The following is a 16,873-nucleotide window of genomic DNA, read 5'->3' as shown; positions in this document are numbered from 1 at the left end:
ATCGAACGCGGGGGCGGAACAAGGCGGGGGCGTGCGTCATCGCGGGCTCCGGTGCATCAGGGCGCGGCCGCCGGGCGCGCATCGCGCGCCTGCTGCGGCTCGTCGTAGAAATCGCCGAAGCGGCGAATCGCCACCGGCAGCACCAGCAGCGTGAACAACGTGCCGGTGACGATGCCGCCGACGATCACGCAGGCGAAGGGCCGCTGGGTCTCGCTGCCGATGCCGTGCGAGAGCGCGGCCGGCAGCAGGCCCAGGCCCGCCATCAGCGCCGTCATCAGGATCGGGCGCAGCCGCGTCGTCGCGCCTTCGACGATCGCCGTCGCGACCGCCGCGCCCGAGCGCACGCGCGCCATGATCTCCTCGACCATGATCACGCCGTTCTGCACCGAGATGCCCGCCACCGCGATGAACCCGACCGCGGCCGAGACCGACAGGTGCAGGCCCGCGAGCCCGAGCGCGGCGAGCCCGCCCACCAGCGTGAACGGCACCATGCCGAGCACCAGCGAGGCCAGCCGCACCGAGCGGAAGGCCCAGAACAGCAGCGAGAAGATCAGCAGCGCCGTGAACGGCACGATCACCGCGAGCCGCGCCGCGGCCCGCTGCGAGTTCTCGAACTGCCCGCCCCACACCAGCTGGTAGCCCGGCGGCAGCGCGACCTGGCGCGCCACCGTGCGCTGGGCCTCTTCCACGAAGCTGCCCTGGTCGCGCCCCAGCAGGTTGACCTTGACGATGACCATGCGCGAGCCCGACTCGCGGAAGATGCGCGAGGCACCCTGGCGTACCTCGACGTTCGCGACCTCGCCCAGCGAGATGGTGCCGGGGCCGTTGCCGACCTGCGTGCCGGCCACGGCGAGCTGCAGTCCGCGCACCGCGTCCACGCTGTCGCGGTGCGGCTGCGCGAGCCGCACCACCACGTCGAAGCGGCGGTCGGCGTCGTAGAAGCTGGTGGTCGAGGCGCCCGACATCGACTGGCCGATGGCGTTGTCGACATCGTTGACCGTGAGGCCGTAGCGCGCGAGCCGCGCGCGGTCGGGCGTGACGACCAGCTCGCTCTGCCCGCCGATGCGCGTGCTGTCCACGTCGGTGGCGCCGGGGATGCCGCGCAAGGTGGTGGCGACCTTCTCGCCGAGCTCGTCGAGGATGTCGAGGTTGTTGCCGATCACCTTCGCGACGATCTCGCCGCGAAAGCCCGACAGCGACTCCTCGACGTTGTCCTGGATCACCTGCGAGAAGTTGGTGCTGATGCCGGGGATGTCTTCCAGCTTGGCGGACATGTCGGCGATCAGCGCCTCCTTGCCCGCGAAGCGCCAGCCCGAGCGCGGCTGCAGGTCGACCAGGATCTCGAGGTTGTTCGGCCCCTTGGGGTCGGAGCCGTCGTCGGGCCGGCCGACCTGGCTGATCAGCCGCGCCACCTCGGGATACGTCAGCAGGGTGGCGCGCACGCTGCGCTCCACCTGCTTGGTGGTCTCGAGCGCGGCCGAGGTCGGCAGCGTGATGGTCAGCCAGATGTTGCCCTCGTCGAGCTTGGGCAGGAATTCGCTGCCCAGCCGCGGTGCCAGTCCCAGCGCGAGCGCCACGGGCAGCGCCGCGAGCCACAGCGTGCGGCCCGCGTGGCGCATGGTCGCCGCGAGCAGGCCGCGGTAGCGCGCCTGCAGCCAGTCCAGCCAGGGCTTGTGCTTCTCGGCCAGGGTGCGGCGCTGCAGCACGGTGGCCAGCAGCGCGGGCAGGTGCGTGAAGGTCAGCAGCACCGCGCCGAGCAGCGCGAAGCTCAGGGTCAGGGCCACCGGCGTGAAGATCTTTCCCTCCACGCGCTGGAAGGTGAAGATCGGCACGAAGGCCAGGATGATGATCGCCTTCGAGAACAGCACCGGGTGCGCGAGGTCGCTGACCGTGTGATGCAGCACGCCCAGCCGCTGGTGGCGCGCCTCGGGCGAATCGGCGTCGAGCGCGGTCTTGGCCGCGAGCCGCACCATCAGCGCCTCGACGATCACGACCGCGCTGTCGATGATGATGCCGAAGTCGACTGCGCCCAGCGAGATCAGGTTGGCCGACACGCCGCGCGCGGTGATCAGGATGAAGGCGAACAGCAGGGCCAGCGGGATCACGGTGGCCACCACCAGGGCCGCGCGCCAGCTCGAGAGGAAGATCACGAGCACCGCCACCACCAGCAGCGCGCCCACCACCAGGTTCTCGACCACCGTGGCCACCGTGTGGTGCACGAGCTGCGTGCGGTCGTAGATCGGCACGATCTTCACGCCGGCCGGCAGGCGCGGCTCGAGCTGCGCGATGCGCTGGCGCAGCTCGGCATTGATCTTCGCCGGATCGCCGCCCTTGGTCATCGAGACGATGCCCTCGACGATGCTGTCGCGCTGGCCGGCCGCGGCGATGCCCAGGCGCGGGCGCTCGCCCTCGCGCACCTGCGCCAGGTCGGCCACCGTCACGGGACGGCCCTGGCGCGAGGCGACCACCGCCGCGCGGATGTCGGCGAGGCTGTCGAACAGACCGCTGGCGCGCACCACCAACGAGGTGTCGCCGCGGCGCATCAGCCCGCCGCCCGCGCTGCCGTTGGCATTCGAGACGGCCTGGCCGAGCTGGTCCAGCGTCACCTGGTACTTGCGCAGCGCCACCGGGTCGACCTCGATCTGGAACTCCCTGAGCGCGCCGCCGAAGGTGACGATGTCGGCCACGCCGGGCGTCATGCGCAGGAACGGGCGCACGGTCCAGTCCTGCAGCGTGCGCGCCTCCACCTCCGACAGGCCCGGCGCCTCGAGCGTGTAGCGGTAGATCTCGCCGACGGCGGTCGACAGCGGCGCGAGCTGCGGCTGCACGCCGGTGGGCAGGTCCACGGTCGAGAGCTTCTCGAGCACCTGCTGGCGCGCGAAGTAGTCGTCGGTGCCGTCGGCGAAGGTCAGGGTCACGATCGACAGGCCGGTCATGGTGACCGAGCGCACGTTCGACAGCCGCGGGATCCCCGCCACCTCGCGCTCGATCGGCAGCGTGACCGAGCGCTCCATGTCCTGCGGCGCCGCGCCGGTGCGCTGCGAGATCACGCGCACCTGCACGTCCTGCACGTCGGGGAACGCCTCGATCGGCAGGTTCGAGGCCGCGTAGCCGCCGAAGCCCACGAGCGCCGCGACCAGCACGAACACGAAGACGCGCTGCGTCAGCGCGAAGGCGATGAGCCGCTGCATCACGGCCGCTCGCTCGCGCGGGTCGTCAGCTCGGCGTCGAGCAGCAGCGCGCCCGCCGTCACCACGCGCTCGTTGCCCGCCAGGCCCTCGCGCACGTAGCTGGTGTCGCTGCCCTGCGCCAGCAGCTCGACCTGGCGGCGCCGGAACGCGCCGGGCGACTCCTCGACGAACACGTAGCTGTGCACGCCGCGGTTGACCAGCGCCTCGTTGGGCACGCGCACGCCGCTGCCGTCTTCCTGCAGCAGTTGCGCGCGCACGAACATCTCGGGCAGCAGCTCGAGCCCGGCGTTGTCGAGCTGCGCGCGCACCGGCACGCGCCGGGTGTTGGTGTCGACCGCATGGCCGACCTGGCGCACCGTGGCGGCGAAGCGCCGGCCCGGATAGGCATCCGACTCCACGCTCACCGCGCTGCCGAGCTTGATCCGGCCGAGCAGCCGCTCGGGCAGGTCGATCATCAGCCACAGCCGCCGCGGATCGGTGACCACGAACAGCGGCGCCGCCATGCCCGGCGCGACCTCGAGCGCCGGCGTGGCCGTGCGCTCGGCGACCAGTCCGTCCATCGGGCTGACCAGCTGCAGGCGCTGGCCTTCGCCGCGCAGCCCGCGCGGATTCATGTTCTGCAGCCGCCGGCGTGCACGCTCCACTTCTTCCAGCGCCTGCGCATGATCGGCTTCGAGCGCCTCGAGGTCCTTGTGCGCGATGGCATCGCCCGGCGCCAGCTCGCGCCCGCGTTCGGCCGCCAGCTGCTTGCGCTTCTCGTCGGCCAGCGCCTTGCCGAGGTCGGCGCGCGCCGTGCCGTAGTCGGGCGAGTCGATGTCGGCCAGCACCTGGCCCGCGCGCACGCTGTCGCCGGGGCCCACGCGCAGCGCCACGATGCGGCCCGAGAAGCCGACGCCGATGCGCGCGGTCGCGTCCTCGTCGTAGACCAGGCGCGCGCTCAGCGGTTCGGCCAGGGGCAGCGGCACGCGCGGCATGGCGTCGGTGCGGATCATCGCGAGCTGGGCCGCGCCCTTCGGATAGCGCAACTGTTCGGGGTCGGCGGCAGTGGCGGCGTTGGTCGCGCCCGCAGGCGGCGGGGACGGCGCGGCATCGGATCGCGGCGCGCGCCAGACGAGAAATGCCGCGCCGGCGAGCACCAGCAAGGCGAGAAGGACCAGGAGGACCCGGCGGGAGGCAGGAGGACGCAGGCTCATCGGTGCGGCGGTACGTACGGACCGACCGTGCGGGCACGACGTCGGAGAAGGAGGGAGCCGACCAGCCTAGGCCGCGAAGCTTTCGGGAAGCTATCTATCCACGGGCGGCGCTCCGGCAATCGCCACCGGCTTGCGAATGCGCGGTCGATGCGCGATCCTGAAGGGCGCGCATCGTGCGCCGCCTGTCATGGCCACAGCCACCCCCTTCGTCAACGGAACCCTTTCCAGAACCATGAGCAAACTGGACCTCAGGCAGGTCGAGCTGCGCCGATTGCTGTCGGACGCACGGCCCACGCAGGTCTTCGAGGACCTGCTGCAGCGCGGCCTGGTCGCCTGCCGGCAGGACTTCGGCTCGCTGCTGCTCGAGGTCTTCCCGAGGATCGATTCGACCGTGGTCGCGATGCTCTGGCGCTGGCGGCGGGACGGCGAATGGCATCCGGCGCTGTCGGATGCGCATGTGGATTCGCAGGTGAGGCGGCTGCTGGCGGAGGCGGGGTACTTCGATGCGGTGTTGCAGGCGGTCGGCAGCGAGAAGATGGACGGGCCGAACTGACATGGACTCCGAATCTCGGAGGTGCGAAAAAAATCAACTCCCTCATGGCGGAGGCCATTGAGTCGGCGGAGGCCATTGAGTCGCATGCGCGTGTCGCGGGCTCGATCGACATCTCGCATTCGTGCCGAAACCACCGAAAGCCGGAGCACATCCCTATTTCGGATCCGGGTTCGATGAAATATGCTGCACGCATTCCAATGAGCGAGGAGTCGAGCGAATGCCATACCTTCTGCCTGTGCCGGTAGGCCACTACCTCGACCCGAATCAGCCATTCCAGCTCGCCCAATACAACTGGCAATTCCTCGCGGAGGGAGACTCCTGGTTCTCGATCACCGATGCGGTGCTGAACAACCGGAACCTGCTGCCTTGTCTTCATTTCCCCAAGGCGGCCGCGGCGATCAATTGCGCAGCACCCGGCGATATCGCAGGGGAAATGTTCAAGCGCAACCCGCAGTTCAAGATGCTTCTGCAGCAACGCTGGTGGCTCGCGATCCTGGTGTCCGCGTCGGGCAATGACCTCATCGATGCGATCAACGTCACGCCGAACGACTCCGCGGGCCAGCTTCGTCCGGCTCGGGAGCGGATTCTTCTCACCAAGGCGGAGGCGATCGACGCATCGGATCCCCATGCCTATGTCAGCGAGGCCGGCATGAATGCGCTGGCGGGTTATTTGCTGTGGTGGTTCGCGAGCCTGGTCGAGTGGCGGGATGCGGGCCAGAGCAAGGGGCGCCCTGTCTTCCTGCATACCTACTCGGTGCCCGTCGCGCGTCCGGCAGGTGTGCCCGGAAAGTCCGAGGGCTGGCTCCATCCCGCCTTGGTCAGGAATGGCGTGCCGAAGGATCTGCACCAGGGCGTGACCGACATCGTGTTCGGAAAATTGCGGCTGTTCCTGCTCGGTCTCGATACGGATGCCAGGAGCGGATACCAGCTCCCGAACGTGCATGTGTTCGACTCCGCCGCGATTCCCCTCGATCAGGCGGACCCGGACGCCACGGGCCCGAGCGGAGACTGGGTCAATGAGATCCACCTCAGCACCTCCGGTGCGGAAAAGCTCGGCCAACCGTTCTCTTCGTTCATCCTGCAGAGGTTCAGCCGCTACAGCATGCCCGGGTAGGTCCGCAGCCTTCGTGCGCGGCCGCTTTCTCCGCGCCCGGATCCGATCATCCTCATCGAGGCGGAGGTGACCATGGAGAAGGAAAAGTCCGTCGAACGCCTGGACCGGCTGGTGGAGCGCCGACGCAGGCAACTGGCGCGGGCACGAGGTGCGAATGCGGCGGGCAGGGAGAGCGCCCCGCAAGGCAGCGGCGAGATCTGGGGACTGGCCTTGTCCGGGGGAGGAATCCGCAGCGCGACCTTCTGCTTCGGTGTATTGCGTGCGCTGGCGCAGCACAAGTTGCTTCTGCGCTTCGACCTGCTTTCGACGGTGTCGGGGGGAGGCTACGTGGGCGGGATGCTCGGCAGGCTCTTCGAGCGGGCGACGGCGCCGGACGACGTCGTGAAGGTCGAGGATTCGATGGCTGGCGCCGAGACGCGCAGGTTCGGATGGTGGTTGCGCTCCAATGGCCGATACCTCGCGCCCGGCGGTGGCGCCGACCGCCTGTTCGCGCTGGCGCTGTACATGCGCAATCTCCTCGGCATTCACGTGGAGCTCGCGCTCGTCGGCCTGCTGATCGGCCTCTTGATCACCGGCTTCGATCTCGGCGTGTGGGCGGTGCTGGACCGCATGGGGTATGCATCCCGATCCGTGTTCGATCATCTTCGCGGCCTCGAGCCGTGGTTGCCCACAGCCTGGTTGCTCGCGCCCATTCCAGCGGCGATCGCGGCGCGCTACGCCTTGGCCTATTGGCAACTGCCCTGGGCCACTCGATCGGATGGGGCCGCGCTCGCCTGGTGGTGGGGCGTCGCCGCGTCGGCCCTCGGCGTCGCGAGCTTCATGTACCTGTACTGGTTCCCACGCAGCGCCGCCATCGCCCAATCCTTCCGCGACACGATCGCCGCCGTCATCCTGGCGATCTGGCTCGTCGGTCTTTGGGCCGTGCCATTGGCGCGAAGCATCGGGTTGCGGGAGGGGTCGATCGACCGGGCGAGGAACGCGATGACCACGAGCCTCGCCACCTGGGGCATGCTGACGGCAGCGGTGCTCGCGGCGGGAATCGTCGATCGGCTGGCCTGGCGGGTCGCTTTCGAGGCCTCGCTGACCCTGGACCTGGGGCTTGCGCTGGGCCTGGCGGCGGTGCTGCTGCGCGGCATCCTGCCCGCGATCGCCGCCTCCGGCACGCGGGCTCCCCGAATCTCCGCGTTCGCCGGCACGGTGGCGCGCTTCGCCGGCATCCTGCTGGCATTCGCGCTCCTGGTGTGGTGGATCGCGGTGATCCACAAGACGATCGCCAGCACCGTCTTTACGGACAGGGAGCTCACGTTCAGCAATGCGCTGGCGCCGATCCTTCTCGCTTCCGTGATCCTGGGCGCGTACATGCTCTTGTCGGGGTCGAACCTCGAATTCCTGAATCTGTCCTCGCTGCATGCCTTCTATCGCGCGCGGCTCGTCAGGAGCTACCTCGGAGCGGCCAATGGTGCGCGCTTCGACAGGCCGCCGCTCGATGGCGCCCTCGAGCCGATGGAGCGGTGGGCGCATACCGCGCCCGTGGGTTCGAACGTCGGCGAAGTTCACGGAGACGACGACAGGTTTCTCAAGCACTACAAACCGCAGCGTTTCGGTGGTCCGATCCACCTGATCAACGTCTGCATCAACCAGACCGCCGATCCCAAGGGCGCGCTCTTCAATCAGGACCGAAAGGGCCTGTCGCTGACCATCGCTTCCGGCGGACGCTCGCAGGTCAGCCAGGAAGGCTGGACCGTGAGCAGCGGTCTTCGCGAAAGAGGGCTCGGAACCTGGATGGCGGTGTCGGGTGCGGCAGTCTCCCCGGGGCTCGGATACCGGACCAGCCGAGGTCTTTCGGCGCTTCTGACCTTTGCCGGCATCCGGCTCGGCTTCTGGCTCACCGAGGCGGCACGAAACGGCAGAGCCGCGGGATTCCTCGCCCTCGGAAAGACGCGAGGCCTGCTGCGCGAGACCTTCGGCATCTTCGACGGGGCTCGCGGCAAGGACTGGTTTCTGTCGGACGGCGGCCATTTCGAGAACACGGGGGCCTACGCGCTGCTGGCGGAGAGGGCCAAGGTCATCGTGCTCGTCGACTGCGGTGCCGACCCCGAGTACCAGTTCCATGATCTGGAGAACCTCGTGCGCCGGGCGCGCATCGACCTCGGCGCCGACATCAAGTTCCAGAGACCCGTCTTCTCGAGTGCCACGAACGCAGTCGAAGCGCAGCAGAAAGCTCCTGCGGGATGGCCATCGCAAATGACGTATTTCGGATCGCTCAACGATCTGGTGTCGGCGGACAGCACGGCCTGCCTGGCGATCGCCAAGGTCGAGTATTCGGAAGACCGATCCCAGGGGTTGCTGATACTGATCAAGCCCAACATGTGCCAAGGCCTGGGCATGGACCTGATCAACTACAAGGCGCAGTGCCCCGACTTTCCCCAGCAGAGCACCGGCGATCAGTTCTTCTCGGAGGCTCAGTGGGAGAGCTATTTCCAGCTGGGAAACTTTCTCGCGGAGAAGCTCGAGCCGAAATTTCTGAAGTCGCTGATCGCGGATCCAGGCCTCTACTTCGAAGAGGACATCTTCCCCGTCAAGGGCAAGGATTCGGCGGCGACACCCGAAAAGCCCAAGGAAAGCGCGGACTCGAAATCGGGCGCCGAGGACAAGGAGAAGACGCGGCGTCTACCCACCCGCATCAACGTTGCGGCGGTGGGTGCAACCCTGGGCCTCGGCGCCGCTGCCACGGTGGGCATCTCGCTGTGGCAAGCGCTCGACAGCGCCCGCGCGGCCGAAGCGAATCAGGTCAAGTCGCGGCGCGAGGCCATGAAGGAACTGACGGAGCTGTGGTCCAGGTTGCCTCCTCTTCCCGTCGATCAAACGCTGCAGGCGGAGGTGAACCAGGCTCGATCGGAGGCCTCCGATATCCGCACGGGCAATCTGAATCGTGGTGCTTCGGACCCGTACTCGGCGCTGGCGGCGGCGATCGTTCGAACGGCCGACAGCCTGTGCCCTGGGGACGAGGCCGGATGGCTCAAGCGATCCGAACTCGGCAATCACATCGTGACGACGGCAGTCTCCGCCTGCCAGCTCCTGGTCACTCCCAAGACGCCGGCATGCATCGCACTGCTGGAGGCCGACAATCCCACGGTACGGAGCAATCTCCCGGGCTGCCTGCGATACGACGACAAGTTGCTTCCATCGGCGCAGGTCAGGTACTGGGGCTACGACTACACGATGGATGCGGCCGTGGGAACCATGCACCCCTGCGATCCGCAGCTTGCCAAGCTCGCGGAGGATGAAAAGCTTCATGAGAGAGAAAGAGCGAAGCTGAAGCTTCGCCAGGCAGGAGATCAACCGGACACGCAAAAGCCGTGCTATTGGCAACTCACGCCCGTTAGCAGCCGGCCGCCGACGGACACAGCAAAAACCCCCACGGTGCCCGCCTCGGACGTGCAGCCGACTCAGCCACCGCTTCCTTCCGCGTCTCAACCGGCGAGTGCTTCCGCACAACCTGCATCCTCCGCCGCTTCGGCTGCGAATCGGCCGAGCAACCTGCCCGCGATAGACAGCAACATCTGCCGCCGCAAGACGGTGTACGTGCAGATCTACGGGCCTGCGCAACGCGATGCCGTGAGGCAGTTTCGACCCGTATGGCAAGCCCTGGGGGCGAGCGTTCCTCCGATCGAGAACGTCAACGATGCGGCAAGGCGTGCCGGCAGACCCGATCCGAAACCGGTCAGCTCGACCATCGTGCGATATCACGACGAGGGCAGCCGTGCCTGTGCCGATGCGATCGCCCAGAACGCGTCAGGCAACGGGAAGCTTCCCAACTGGAAGGTCGAACGTCTGTCCGCGCGGCTCCAACCGACACCCGGAAACATCGAGGTATGGATAGCGCCCGACGCTCCAATCGTCGCGAAGCCTGTGCCGACGCAATAGGCGGGTGTGCCGCAGACGGTTACGCAGGCCAGGCAACGCCGAGTTTTCGCGCTGTGAGCGGGCCCGTGTCTCCATCGGCGACCAAGCGGTTCTGTTTCTGGAATGCATGAACAGCGGCAACGGTGTGCGGGCCATATTCGCCATCGATCGCTCCGGGATCGAAGCCGGCCTGCTTCAGTGCGCGTTGTACGGCCTTGACCAGCGGCCCCGACATGTTGGGCGATTGCAGGGTGAGGATGAACGGTAGCGGCTTCGGTGTGACGTTCACGTTGTTGGCGCTGTACTGGACTCCGGGAATCTGTGCGTAGAAGTGCCAGATGCGTCCTTCGACCTTGCCCCGTTTGACGCCCAGCCCTTTTCCGGCCGCCTCGACGGTTCCACCATTTCCATCTGAAATCGCCACGTGTCCCATCTGTTTCGGCATGGGAGGCCTGCGAACCAGAATGACGCCGGGCGTGCTGTTTGCCACGGCCTTCGTGACTGGGGTGAGCGTTCCGTTCTCGGCGTCCCGGACCCACGAGCCTGAATAGGCTTCCGTGGTGGCGGGATTCCCTCGGTTGTCGGTACAGCCGTAGAGCTCTCCCGTGATCTGGAAGACGACCCACGACGCGAACTCGGCGCAGTCCCAAGGGCCAGTCCATTTGGCGTTGTCCTTCGGAACGAGCACATTCTCGTATTTATCCCCGATGCGCTTTTCGGCCAGCTTCAGCAAATCTTTTCCGGTTGCCATCTCTTCTCCCCTTCGCGTGGTTGATGAAAAGTCCGGTCGATCGATGACCCGGTGTTGCGTGCACGTCGGTGGACCGCTCGGGACGGCGATGGTGCAGCAATGCCAATTGGATGTCCATCACCTGGATCAGGTATGACATGGGAATGTCATGTTGCGTGAATCGAGCTATTGCAATGGGACGAAATTTCGAAATACGTTGACGATGAATTGATCGGCGGCAAAGAAACCCTCGGGGAAGTCATGGATCGCCTTCTTCCAAAGGTGAGGGCGCATCCCTCAAACAGGGGATGCCGGCGCAATTAGGTACTGCTAAAAGCTACTCAAAATTCGAGGAGCGGAAGAATGCAATGCCAAGCGCGACCTGGTCCGAGCGGCCACGGCTTTCCGTTGGGATTTCGCAGATCGAGGCGACTTCGGATCGTCGCATTGGCTTGCGCCGTGCTATTGGCGGGCTGTGCCACTCTTTCTCCCCAGATCTATTCCGACGATCTGCTTCTCGACGCTTCACGGAGTTCCGAAACCTTGTCGTACGCAGACGCAAGGAAAGACGCGGAACAGGCGATCCGGCGCTATATCGCCGCTGTTCAGGAACTGTCGAGCTTCAACCCCCGCGTGGGAGCCGCCTTGATCCTTTCGAGCGCGGTCGCGGTGATCAAGGGCGTCACGAACCCCTCGGGCTCCGCGCTCGCCAAGGTCGCGGTCGGGGGATCGGCGGGTGTGGCCTACGGCAGCACGCTCGTGTCGAAGCAGCGCGAGGAAATCTACATGGCTGGCGCCAGCGCATTGAATTGCGTCATCGCCGCGAGCGAGCCGTTCAATGTCGCGGCGTCGACGTCGGGCACTTGGGACGCGTCGCAGCAATCGATGAACGCGCGTCTCGCAGAACTGCAGGAGTTGCTGCGTGTCCACGCCGGTGCCATCCGGGACACGGCGCTCGCCGCGGCACCGGCGAGGGCACAGCCGCAGAGCTGCAAGGCGGAGCCCGCGCCGAACTGCAACCTCAAACCCGAGAGCCTGACGGCGATGACGACCGAGGAAAGGAACCGGCTCACCACGTCGTGCCTGGCGGCAAAGGCGACCAGGGATCAGGAGTGCGCCGTGCCCGGCAAGAAGACGACGACGGTATTGACGGCCGATCCGGTCTTGCAGCGAACGGTTGGTCGTGCCGACGTGGCGGTCGCGGATGCCCTGGCTCTGGATGCCAGGGTGAAGGCGCTGCGCGCCAGGATCGCTGGCGCGGCCAGCGACCTGCGCTTCCGATCGAGAGAGATCCAATTCAATGTGGGCAGGGAGGTCTCGAAGACCGTGCCGGACATTGCATCCTTCCTGGCCGCGAGCGAGAAGATAAAGACCACCGCCCTTGCGATAGGCGGCCAGGATGCGTTGAAGCCCGTGCCGAGCGTCGCTCAAAGCGGGTCGATCGGCGGCAAGTCCAGGACGCGGCCGTTCGATGCGAAGGCACGCAATCTCGAACGGGAGATCGCAAAAGCCACGGAGGACCTGGCCGCCGCGACGATGGATCTGAGCAAACTGGTCGGTCCGATCCTTCTGGAGGTCGACAAGCCCAAGGCGACCTGCAAGCTGCAGGTGCCGGGGCGCACACTGACCCTCGTGCCGGATCTGGAGGAGATCGAAGTGCCGGCCGGTTCCCAGCAGACCTTCTACGTGATGGGCGCAGGCGAAGGCCTGGCCTGGTTCGCAACGAGCCGCGGAGGTGGAAAGCCCGGAACGATCAAGCCGGGCGACGAGAGCGGAAAGAGGTCGTTCATCTACACGGCACCGGCGGAAGGCGGGGCGCCCCAAGGCGACCAGATCCTTTTCACGGATCCTGCGGGCCTTTCGAGAACGGTCAACGTCAAGATCGTCGAGCCGTTGCAATCCGCCCGACTTCCGGCGGTGAAATCATGAGAGGTAGCGAGAAGCCTTCAATGAAAGTTTTCACCGCTGCGCACCCGTGCAGACCGGCGGGCGCAGGCGATGCCTTCCTCAAGCCAGGCTCCAGCAAGAAAGGGGGCGCGCATGTGGCCATCGGTTGAGAATTCGGCACGCGGCCGCTCGGGCGAAGGAGGCACTCTCGGCGCCATCCTGCGCGACCGGCGGCTCCCGCACCGGCTCTACGCGCTGACGGCTGGACACGCCGTCGGGGCCGATCCCGGCACCACGGCCGGAGACGTCATCGCCTTCGCGGATTCTTCCGGGCAATTGCAATTCGCGGGAGGATTGGTCGATTGGGCGCCGACTTTCCCTCCCGACGCGAAGACCGGAGCGGTGGATGCGGCAATAGTGCTCGTGGCGCAGGAAGACCTGCGGGACCTCGCGATGCAATCCGCGCTCTGGCCCGTCGGTGCCGCGATCGCGCGCAGCGGTGATGCGCTGCGACTGCTGACGAGCGATCGGGGGCCGGTCGACGGCAGTGCGCAGAACAGTGTTGCGGTGTCGGTGCGCGTCGAGGCGGGCGGTCCGGCATACACGCTGTCGCCAGTGCAGGCCTGGCACGCACCGGGCGGGACGCAGGGAGGCGACAGCGGAGGAGCGGTCTGGAACGATCAGGACCAGCTGGTCGGCATCCACGGAGGGATCCGGCTCGGAGATCCCGCGCAGCCCTTCTTCATCCCGATCGACACGATCCTGCGCTATTTCAACGCGGACCTGGTCGTGAGGGACGAGTTGTCGAACGCTCTTGCGGCGGTCCGCGGCCGGCGGCCCCTCGCGAGCACCGTCGAGCGTGCGCCGGTCCAGCCGATCGTCGCGTCGAAGCCATCGCCGTTCGACGATGCCCACGCCGAGATCCTCGCTCGCACCATCTGGGGCGAGGCGCGTGGCGAGAAGGAACCGGGCATGCGCGCCATCGCCTTCGTCGTGCGCAACCGGGTGCAACGCAGAAGCTACTGGGGCTCCGACGTCGCCAAAGTGTGCCGCTATCCCTCGGCTTTCAGTTGCTGGAACCCGGGGGATCCCAATCTTCCGCTGCTGCAGGCGGTCGGCGCGAACGATCCCTGGTTCAGGTCGGCGTTGACGATCGCCACCCAGATGCTCGCCGATGCCCGTGCGGGAGTCAGCGCACAGGACCCCACGAACGGGGGAACCCACTACCACGCGAGCAGCCTGGTGCCGCCGCCATGGTGGACGGAAGGCCACGCCATCTGCGCGCATATCGGAAAACACGTCTTCTACAACGACGTCAAGTGAGGCAGCCAAATGGACATGCGAATGATTGAGGTGGCGCTCGGCCTGGCGCTGATCTTTGCGTTGACCAGCCTGCTCGTGACGGCCTTGCGCGAACTCTGGGCGTCGGCCTGGGGATCCCGCGGCAAGGTGCTGCAGCAGGCCCTGACTTCCTTCCTGGGCGACAACAAGGCGCTCGCGAGCACGCTGATGGCGCATCCGCTGCTCACTTCGCTGAGCAAGAAGCAAGAAGGTGGAACGCCGTCGTACATGGGGGCCGACATCGTCGTGACCTCGCTGATCGCTTCGCTCGTGGAGACCTGTCTTCAGGGCGTGCGCCCCGCAACGCCCGCGAAGTTTCTCGATGGGGTGCGCGAGTTTCTGGACACGCCCGCGAATCGGGGCGATGCGCAGGCAGAGTTCGCTGCGGACGGCTCCGGGGTTCGAAGGGCTTTCGTTCCGAACCCCAAGCTGCTTCGCGCGATGCGCAGCCTGATCCATGGCGTGGAGAACGATTGGCCCGGCTTCGAAGCACGGCTTTGCGCCTGGTACGACGCCGTCACCGAACGCTCGATCGGGTGGTTCAAGCGAAAGAACCAGGTCACCCTGCTGATCTTCGGCTTCGTCGTTGCCGCGGCCGCCAACATCAACCCGATAGCGATTGCGCCTCGACTCTGGCAAGACGCACCGATGCGACAGGCGCTTGCCGCGGCGGGAAAGACCGCGGGCGAGGAATTCGCGGCAGCCAACGCCTCGAACGGCGCGGACATCGATGCCGCCGCGCTGCGAGCGGCCCGCTCGGCGATTGTTCCGGCGCAGGCCGAGGAAAAGAAGAGGCACCGCAGTTCGGTCGAGGAAACCGAGCGCAGCCTGCAGGCATTGAAGCTGGCCTTCGAGCAGGTGTTGGACAAGCCAGGTGCGTCCGCTTCCACGCCGGTGTGGCGAGAGGCCTACGACGGCTACCAACAACTGCTGGCCCTGCGCTCGGCGCTCGATGCCACGCGTGTTCCCGAGAGTGGGTCGTTCCGCGGCATACGTCGGCAGCTCGAGGCCGATGCCAACGTCGATGCGCGCATGAAGGCACTGGAAAGCGTTTCGACGGCGGGCTTTCAGTCGCTCGTGACGACGCTGCGCAAGGCGATGGATGCCGAGAAGAGGGCGCAGTCTCAACTGCTGGGCTCGGTCGTGGATGCAGGGTGCAGGCAGGACACGGTCCTGCCCGGGAGCGACAGGGAAGTCGAGAGTTTCTGCGAGCGCCTGGATGCCATGAACTCGCTGAAATCCATCGGCCTGCCCATCGGTTGGGAGCCGTTCATCGCACCCCAGGTATTCAAGTCCCGATGCGTGCAGAGCTCGGACTGCTGGGATGCAGAGCGGGTGGGAAATGCCTTGCTCATCGCGATCGGCTGGCTCATCACGGCGGTGGCCGCCAGCCTGGGCGCTCCATTCTGGTTCGACCTCCTGAGCAAGATCGGCAAGCTGCGTGCTTCCGGCGCCAAGCCGTCCGAGGTGGAGGACGCGGGGACCGTGCGAACGCCACCCGGCGGCTCCACCATGGCCCTGCCTTCGGAGCCGCCGGACGAAGGTGGCGGGGATGGTGGAGCGGCAGACGCAGGCACCCACGCAGACGCTGGTGGCGCAAAGCCCGGCCCGAAGCCGGAGGCGCCAACCGGAGCGGACCAGGGACCGGTGAACAAGGGGCCGAGTCCCCACGAGCAGCAGCTCGTGGTCAGCGAGGTGCGGCGGGTGCAGATGGCGCTGGGGCTTCTCGGCGCACAGCTCAGCGGGCAGTTCGATGCAGCCACCCGCCAGGCGATCCTGGAGTGGCAACGCGCCAAGGGCTACGGCGAGACCGGTCAGCTGACGGAGATTCAGCTCGACGAGCTTCTGAGCATGGCACCCGGTGCAGCGGCCAAGCTGTTGTCGCGCAACGTGCCCGCATCCGTTTCACCTCCCGGCAACGGAGGGGCGAATGGAACCATGCCGCTGCTGCAGGGTATTGCGTCGGGTGGCCGCGCCGTTTCGCTTGAAGAATTGGGGACCCAGAAGGGGCTCGCGAGGGAAATCCAGACGGCACTCGCCGAGATCGGACTGCTCGATCCGCCCGCGGACGGTGTTTTCGGACCCGTGTCGCTCTGGGCATTGCGAGAATTCGGCAAGGCGATGAATGCCGCCCCGGCCGAGATCGTCGATGCCGGATTGGCCGAGATGCTGCTGTCCAGCGAGGCAAGAGCCCTGTATCCGATCGTGCTCGATCACTCGCCTGCGGGCCGCACGGCGGCCGCGATGCTCAAGAAGGGCTACTGGCTGTGCCGGCACCCGGACGCCGTCAACATCGTCTACGTCGAAGGCATGAAGCGCGATGGCACACCCAACGCGAACGAACCGAACCGGTTCAACGATCTGCGGACCTTGCTGCGCATCGCGCCGGGCGGCAAAGCCGAATGGGTCGGCTGCTGGGAGGCCTCCACCGAGCCCGGACTGGTCTACACGATGAAGCCGCTGGACGGCACCCCCGGGGTCGCACGCATTGCCCTGGGGCAGTTCAAGGCATGGAGCGTGGGCTTTCACAAGGGAACGCAACCGGCACTCGTGCAAACCGCGCCCATCGTCATCTATCGCGATCTCGACAAGAACTTCAGGCGCGACGAGGGCGAGCGCGTGTCCATCGCCTCGTCGATCAATCAGCATTCGGGCTACGACGCGCCGGACAACAACGTCGGGAACACGAGCGCCGGGTGCCTGGTCGGACAGTCGCGCGCCGGGCATTCGGAGTTCATGGCGCGTTGCGAGCGGGATGCCCGCTACCAGGCCAATCACGGCTATCGCTTCATGACCACGGTGCTGGAAGCGGCCGAGCTGGGGCATTGAGGCCAAGACAGCCGCGCGCATCTGCGAACTGGACACTCGCGGGTCACTGCGGCATCGGCTCAGCGCAGCTCCCGCCGCAGCGGCAACAGCAGCCAGAACCGCGTGCCCGCGCCCGGCGTGCTCTCGCCC

At 66.8% G+C, this 16,873-nt stretch carries 9 protein-coding genes; 6 read left to right on the top strand and 3 right to left on the bottom strand.

Annotated elements, in window-relative coordinates; all coding sequences use genetic code 11:
* Positions 1–56: 56 nt before the first annotated feature.
* On the bottom strand, positions 57–3,191 hold the full coding sequence (locus tag AC27VN_RS13175) for an efflux RND transporter permease subunit (protein WP_490876824.1): 3,135 nt from the start codon (positions 3,189–3,191) through the stop codon (positions 57–59).
* Positions 3,191–4,327 carry an efflux RND transporter periplasmic adaptor subunit gene (locus AC27VN_RS13170; protein ID WP_490876825.1) on the bottom strand — a complete coding sequence of 379 codons (1,137 nt, stop codon included), beginning with the start codon at positions 4,325–4,327 and terminating at the stop codon, positions 3,191–3,193. Before AC27VN_RS13170 ends, AC27VN_RS13175 begins: the two co-directional genes overlap by 1 nt.
* 289 nt (positions 4,328–4,616) lie before the next feature.
* On the opposite strand from AC27VN_RS13170, the gene AC27VN_RS13165 reads away from it, so the two are divergent.
* The 3 genes from AC27VN_RS13165 (at position 4,617) to AC27VN_RS13155 (ending at position 9,978) form a co-directional block, all read left to right on the top strand.
* Positions 4,617–4,937, top strand: coding sequence for a hypothetical protein (locus AC27VN_RS13165; protein ID WP_490876823.1), 321 nt, complete (start codon positions 4,617–4,619; stop codon positions 4,935–4,937).
* A 217-nt stretch (positions 4,938–5,154) separates the two neighbouring features.
* Positions 5,155–6,051 (top strand): hypothetical protein, encoded by an 897-nt coding sequence (locus tag AC27VN_RS13160; protein WP_490876822.1) that lies wholly within the window; start codon positions 5,155–5,157, stop codon positions 6,049–6,051.
* Between the two features lie 72 nt (positions 6,052–6,123).
* Complete coding sequence (locus AC27VN_RS13155) at positions 6,124–9,978, top strand: patatin-like phospholipase family protein (protein ID WP_490876821.1); 3,855 nt, start codon at positions 6,124–6,126, stop codon at positions 9,976–9,978.
* A gap of 19 nt (positions 9,979–9,997) precedes the next feature.
* On the opposite strand, the gene AC27VN_RS13150 is transcribed toward AC27VN_RS13155, so the two are convergent.
* A complete protein-coding gene (locus tag AC27VN_RS13150) occupies positions 9,998–10,708 on the bottom strand; it encodes a peptidoglycan-binding domain-containing protein (RefSeq protein ID WP_490876820.1) in 711 nt (236 codons plus the stop codon).
* A gap of 522 nt (positions 10,709–11,230) precedes the next feature.
* On the opposite strand from AC27VN_RS13150, the gene AC27VN_RS13145 reads away from it, so the two are divergent.
* The 3 genes from AC27VN_RS13145 to AC27VN_RS13135 all read left to right on the top strand — a co-directional run bounded on the left by AC27VN_RS13145 (position 11,231) and on the right by AC27VN_RS13135 (position 16,744).
* Positions 11,231–12,616, top strand: a complete 1,386-nt coding sequence (locus AC27VN_RS13145; RefSeq protein ID WP_490876819.1) for a hypothetical protein — start codon at positions 11,231–11,233, stop codon at positions 12,614–12,616.
* A gap of 111 nt (positions 12,617–12,727) precedes the next feature.
* Entirely contained in the window at positions 12,728–13,897 is a 1,170-nt protein-coding gene (locus AC27VN_RS13140; RefSeq protein WP_490876818.1) for a cell wall hydrolase, read from the top strand.
* Between the two features lie 21 nt (positions 13,898–13,918).
* Positions 13,919–16,744 (top strand): peptidoglycan-binding domain-containing protein, encoded by a 2,826-nt coding sequence (locus tag AC27VN_RS13135; protein WP_490876817.1) that lies wholly within the window; start codon positions 13,919–13,921, stop codon positions 16,742–16,744.
* The last annotated feature ends 129 nt before the right edge of the window (positions 16,745–16,873 follow it).

The organism is Variovorax sp. 20P10.2.4, assembly GCF_058244205.1.
The sequence above is the reverse complement of the archived record's forward strand: the minus strand, read 5'-3'. Positions and strand labels throughout refer to the sequence as shown.

What these genes read in the sequence shown, in the direction of transcription:
- AC27VN_RS13165 (WP_490876823.1), top strand. Translation starts at nt 4,617, where the DNA reads ATGAGCAAACTGGACCTCAGGCAGGTCGAGCTGCGCCGATTGCTGTCG.
- AC27VN_RS13175 (WP_490876824.1), bottom strand. Translation starts at nt 3,191, where the DNA reads ATGCAGCGGCTCATCGCCTTCGCGCTGACGCAGCGCGTCTTCGTGTTC.
- AC27VN_RS13155 (WP_490876821.1), top strand. Translation starts at nt 6,124, where the DNA reads ATGGAGAAGGAAAAGTCCGTCGAACGCCTGGACCGGCTGGTGGAGCGC.
- AC27VN_RS13160 (WP_490876822.1), top strand. Translation starts at nt 5,155, where the DNA reads ATGCCATACCTTCTGCCTGTGCCGGTAGGCCACTACCTCGACCCGAAT.
- AC27VN_RS13140 (WP_490876818.1), top strand. Translation starts at nt 12,728, where the DNA reads ATGTGGCCATCGGTTGAGAATTCGGCACGCGGCCGCTCGGGCGAAGGA.
- AC27VN_RS13150 (WP_490876820.1), bottom strand. Translation starts at nt 10,708, where the DNA reads ATGGCAACCGGAAAAGATTTGCTGAAGCTGGCCGAAAAGCGCATCGGG.
- AC27VN_RS13135 (WP_490876817.1), top strand. Translation starts at nt 13,919, where the DNA reads ATGATTGAGGTGGCGCTCGGCCTGGCGCTGATCTTTGCGTTGACCAGC.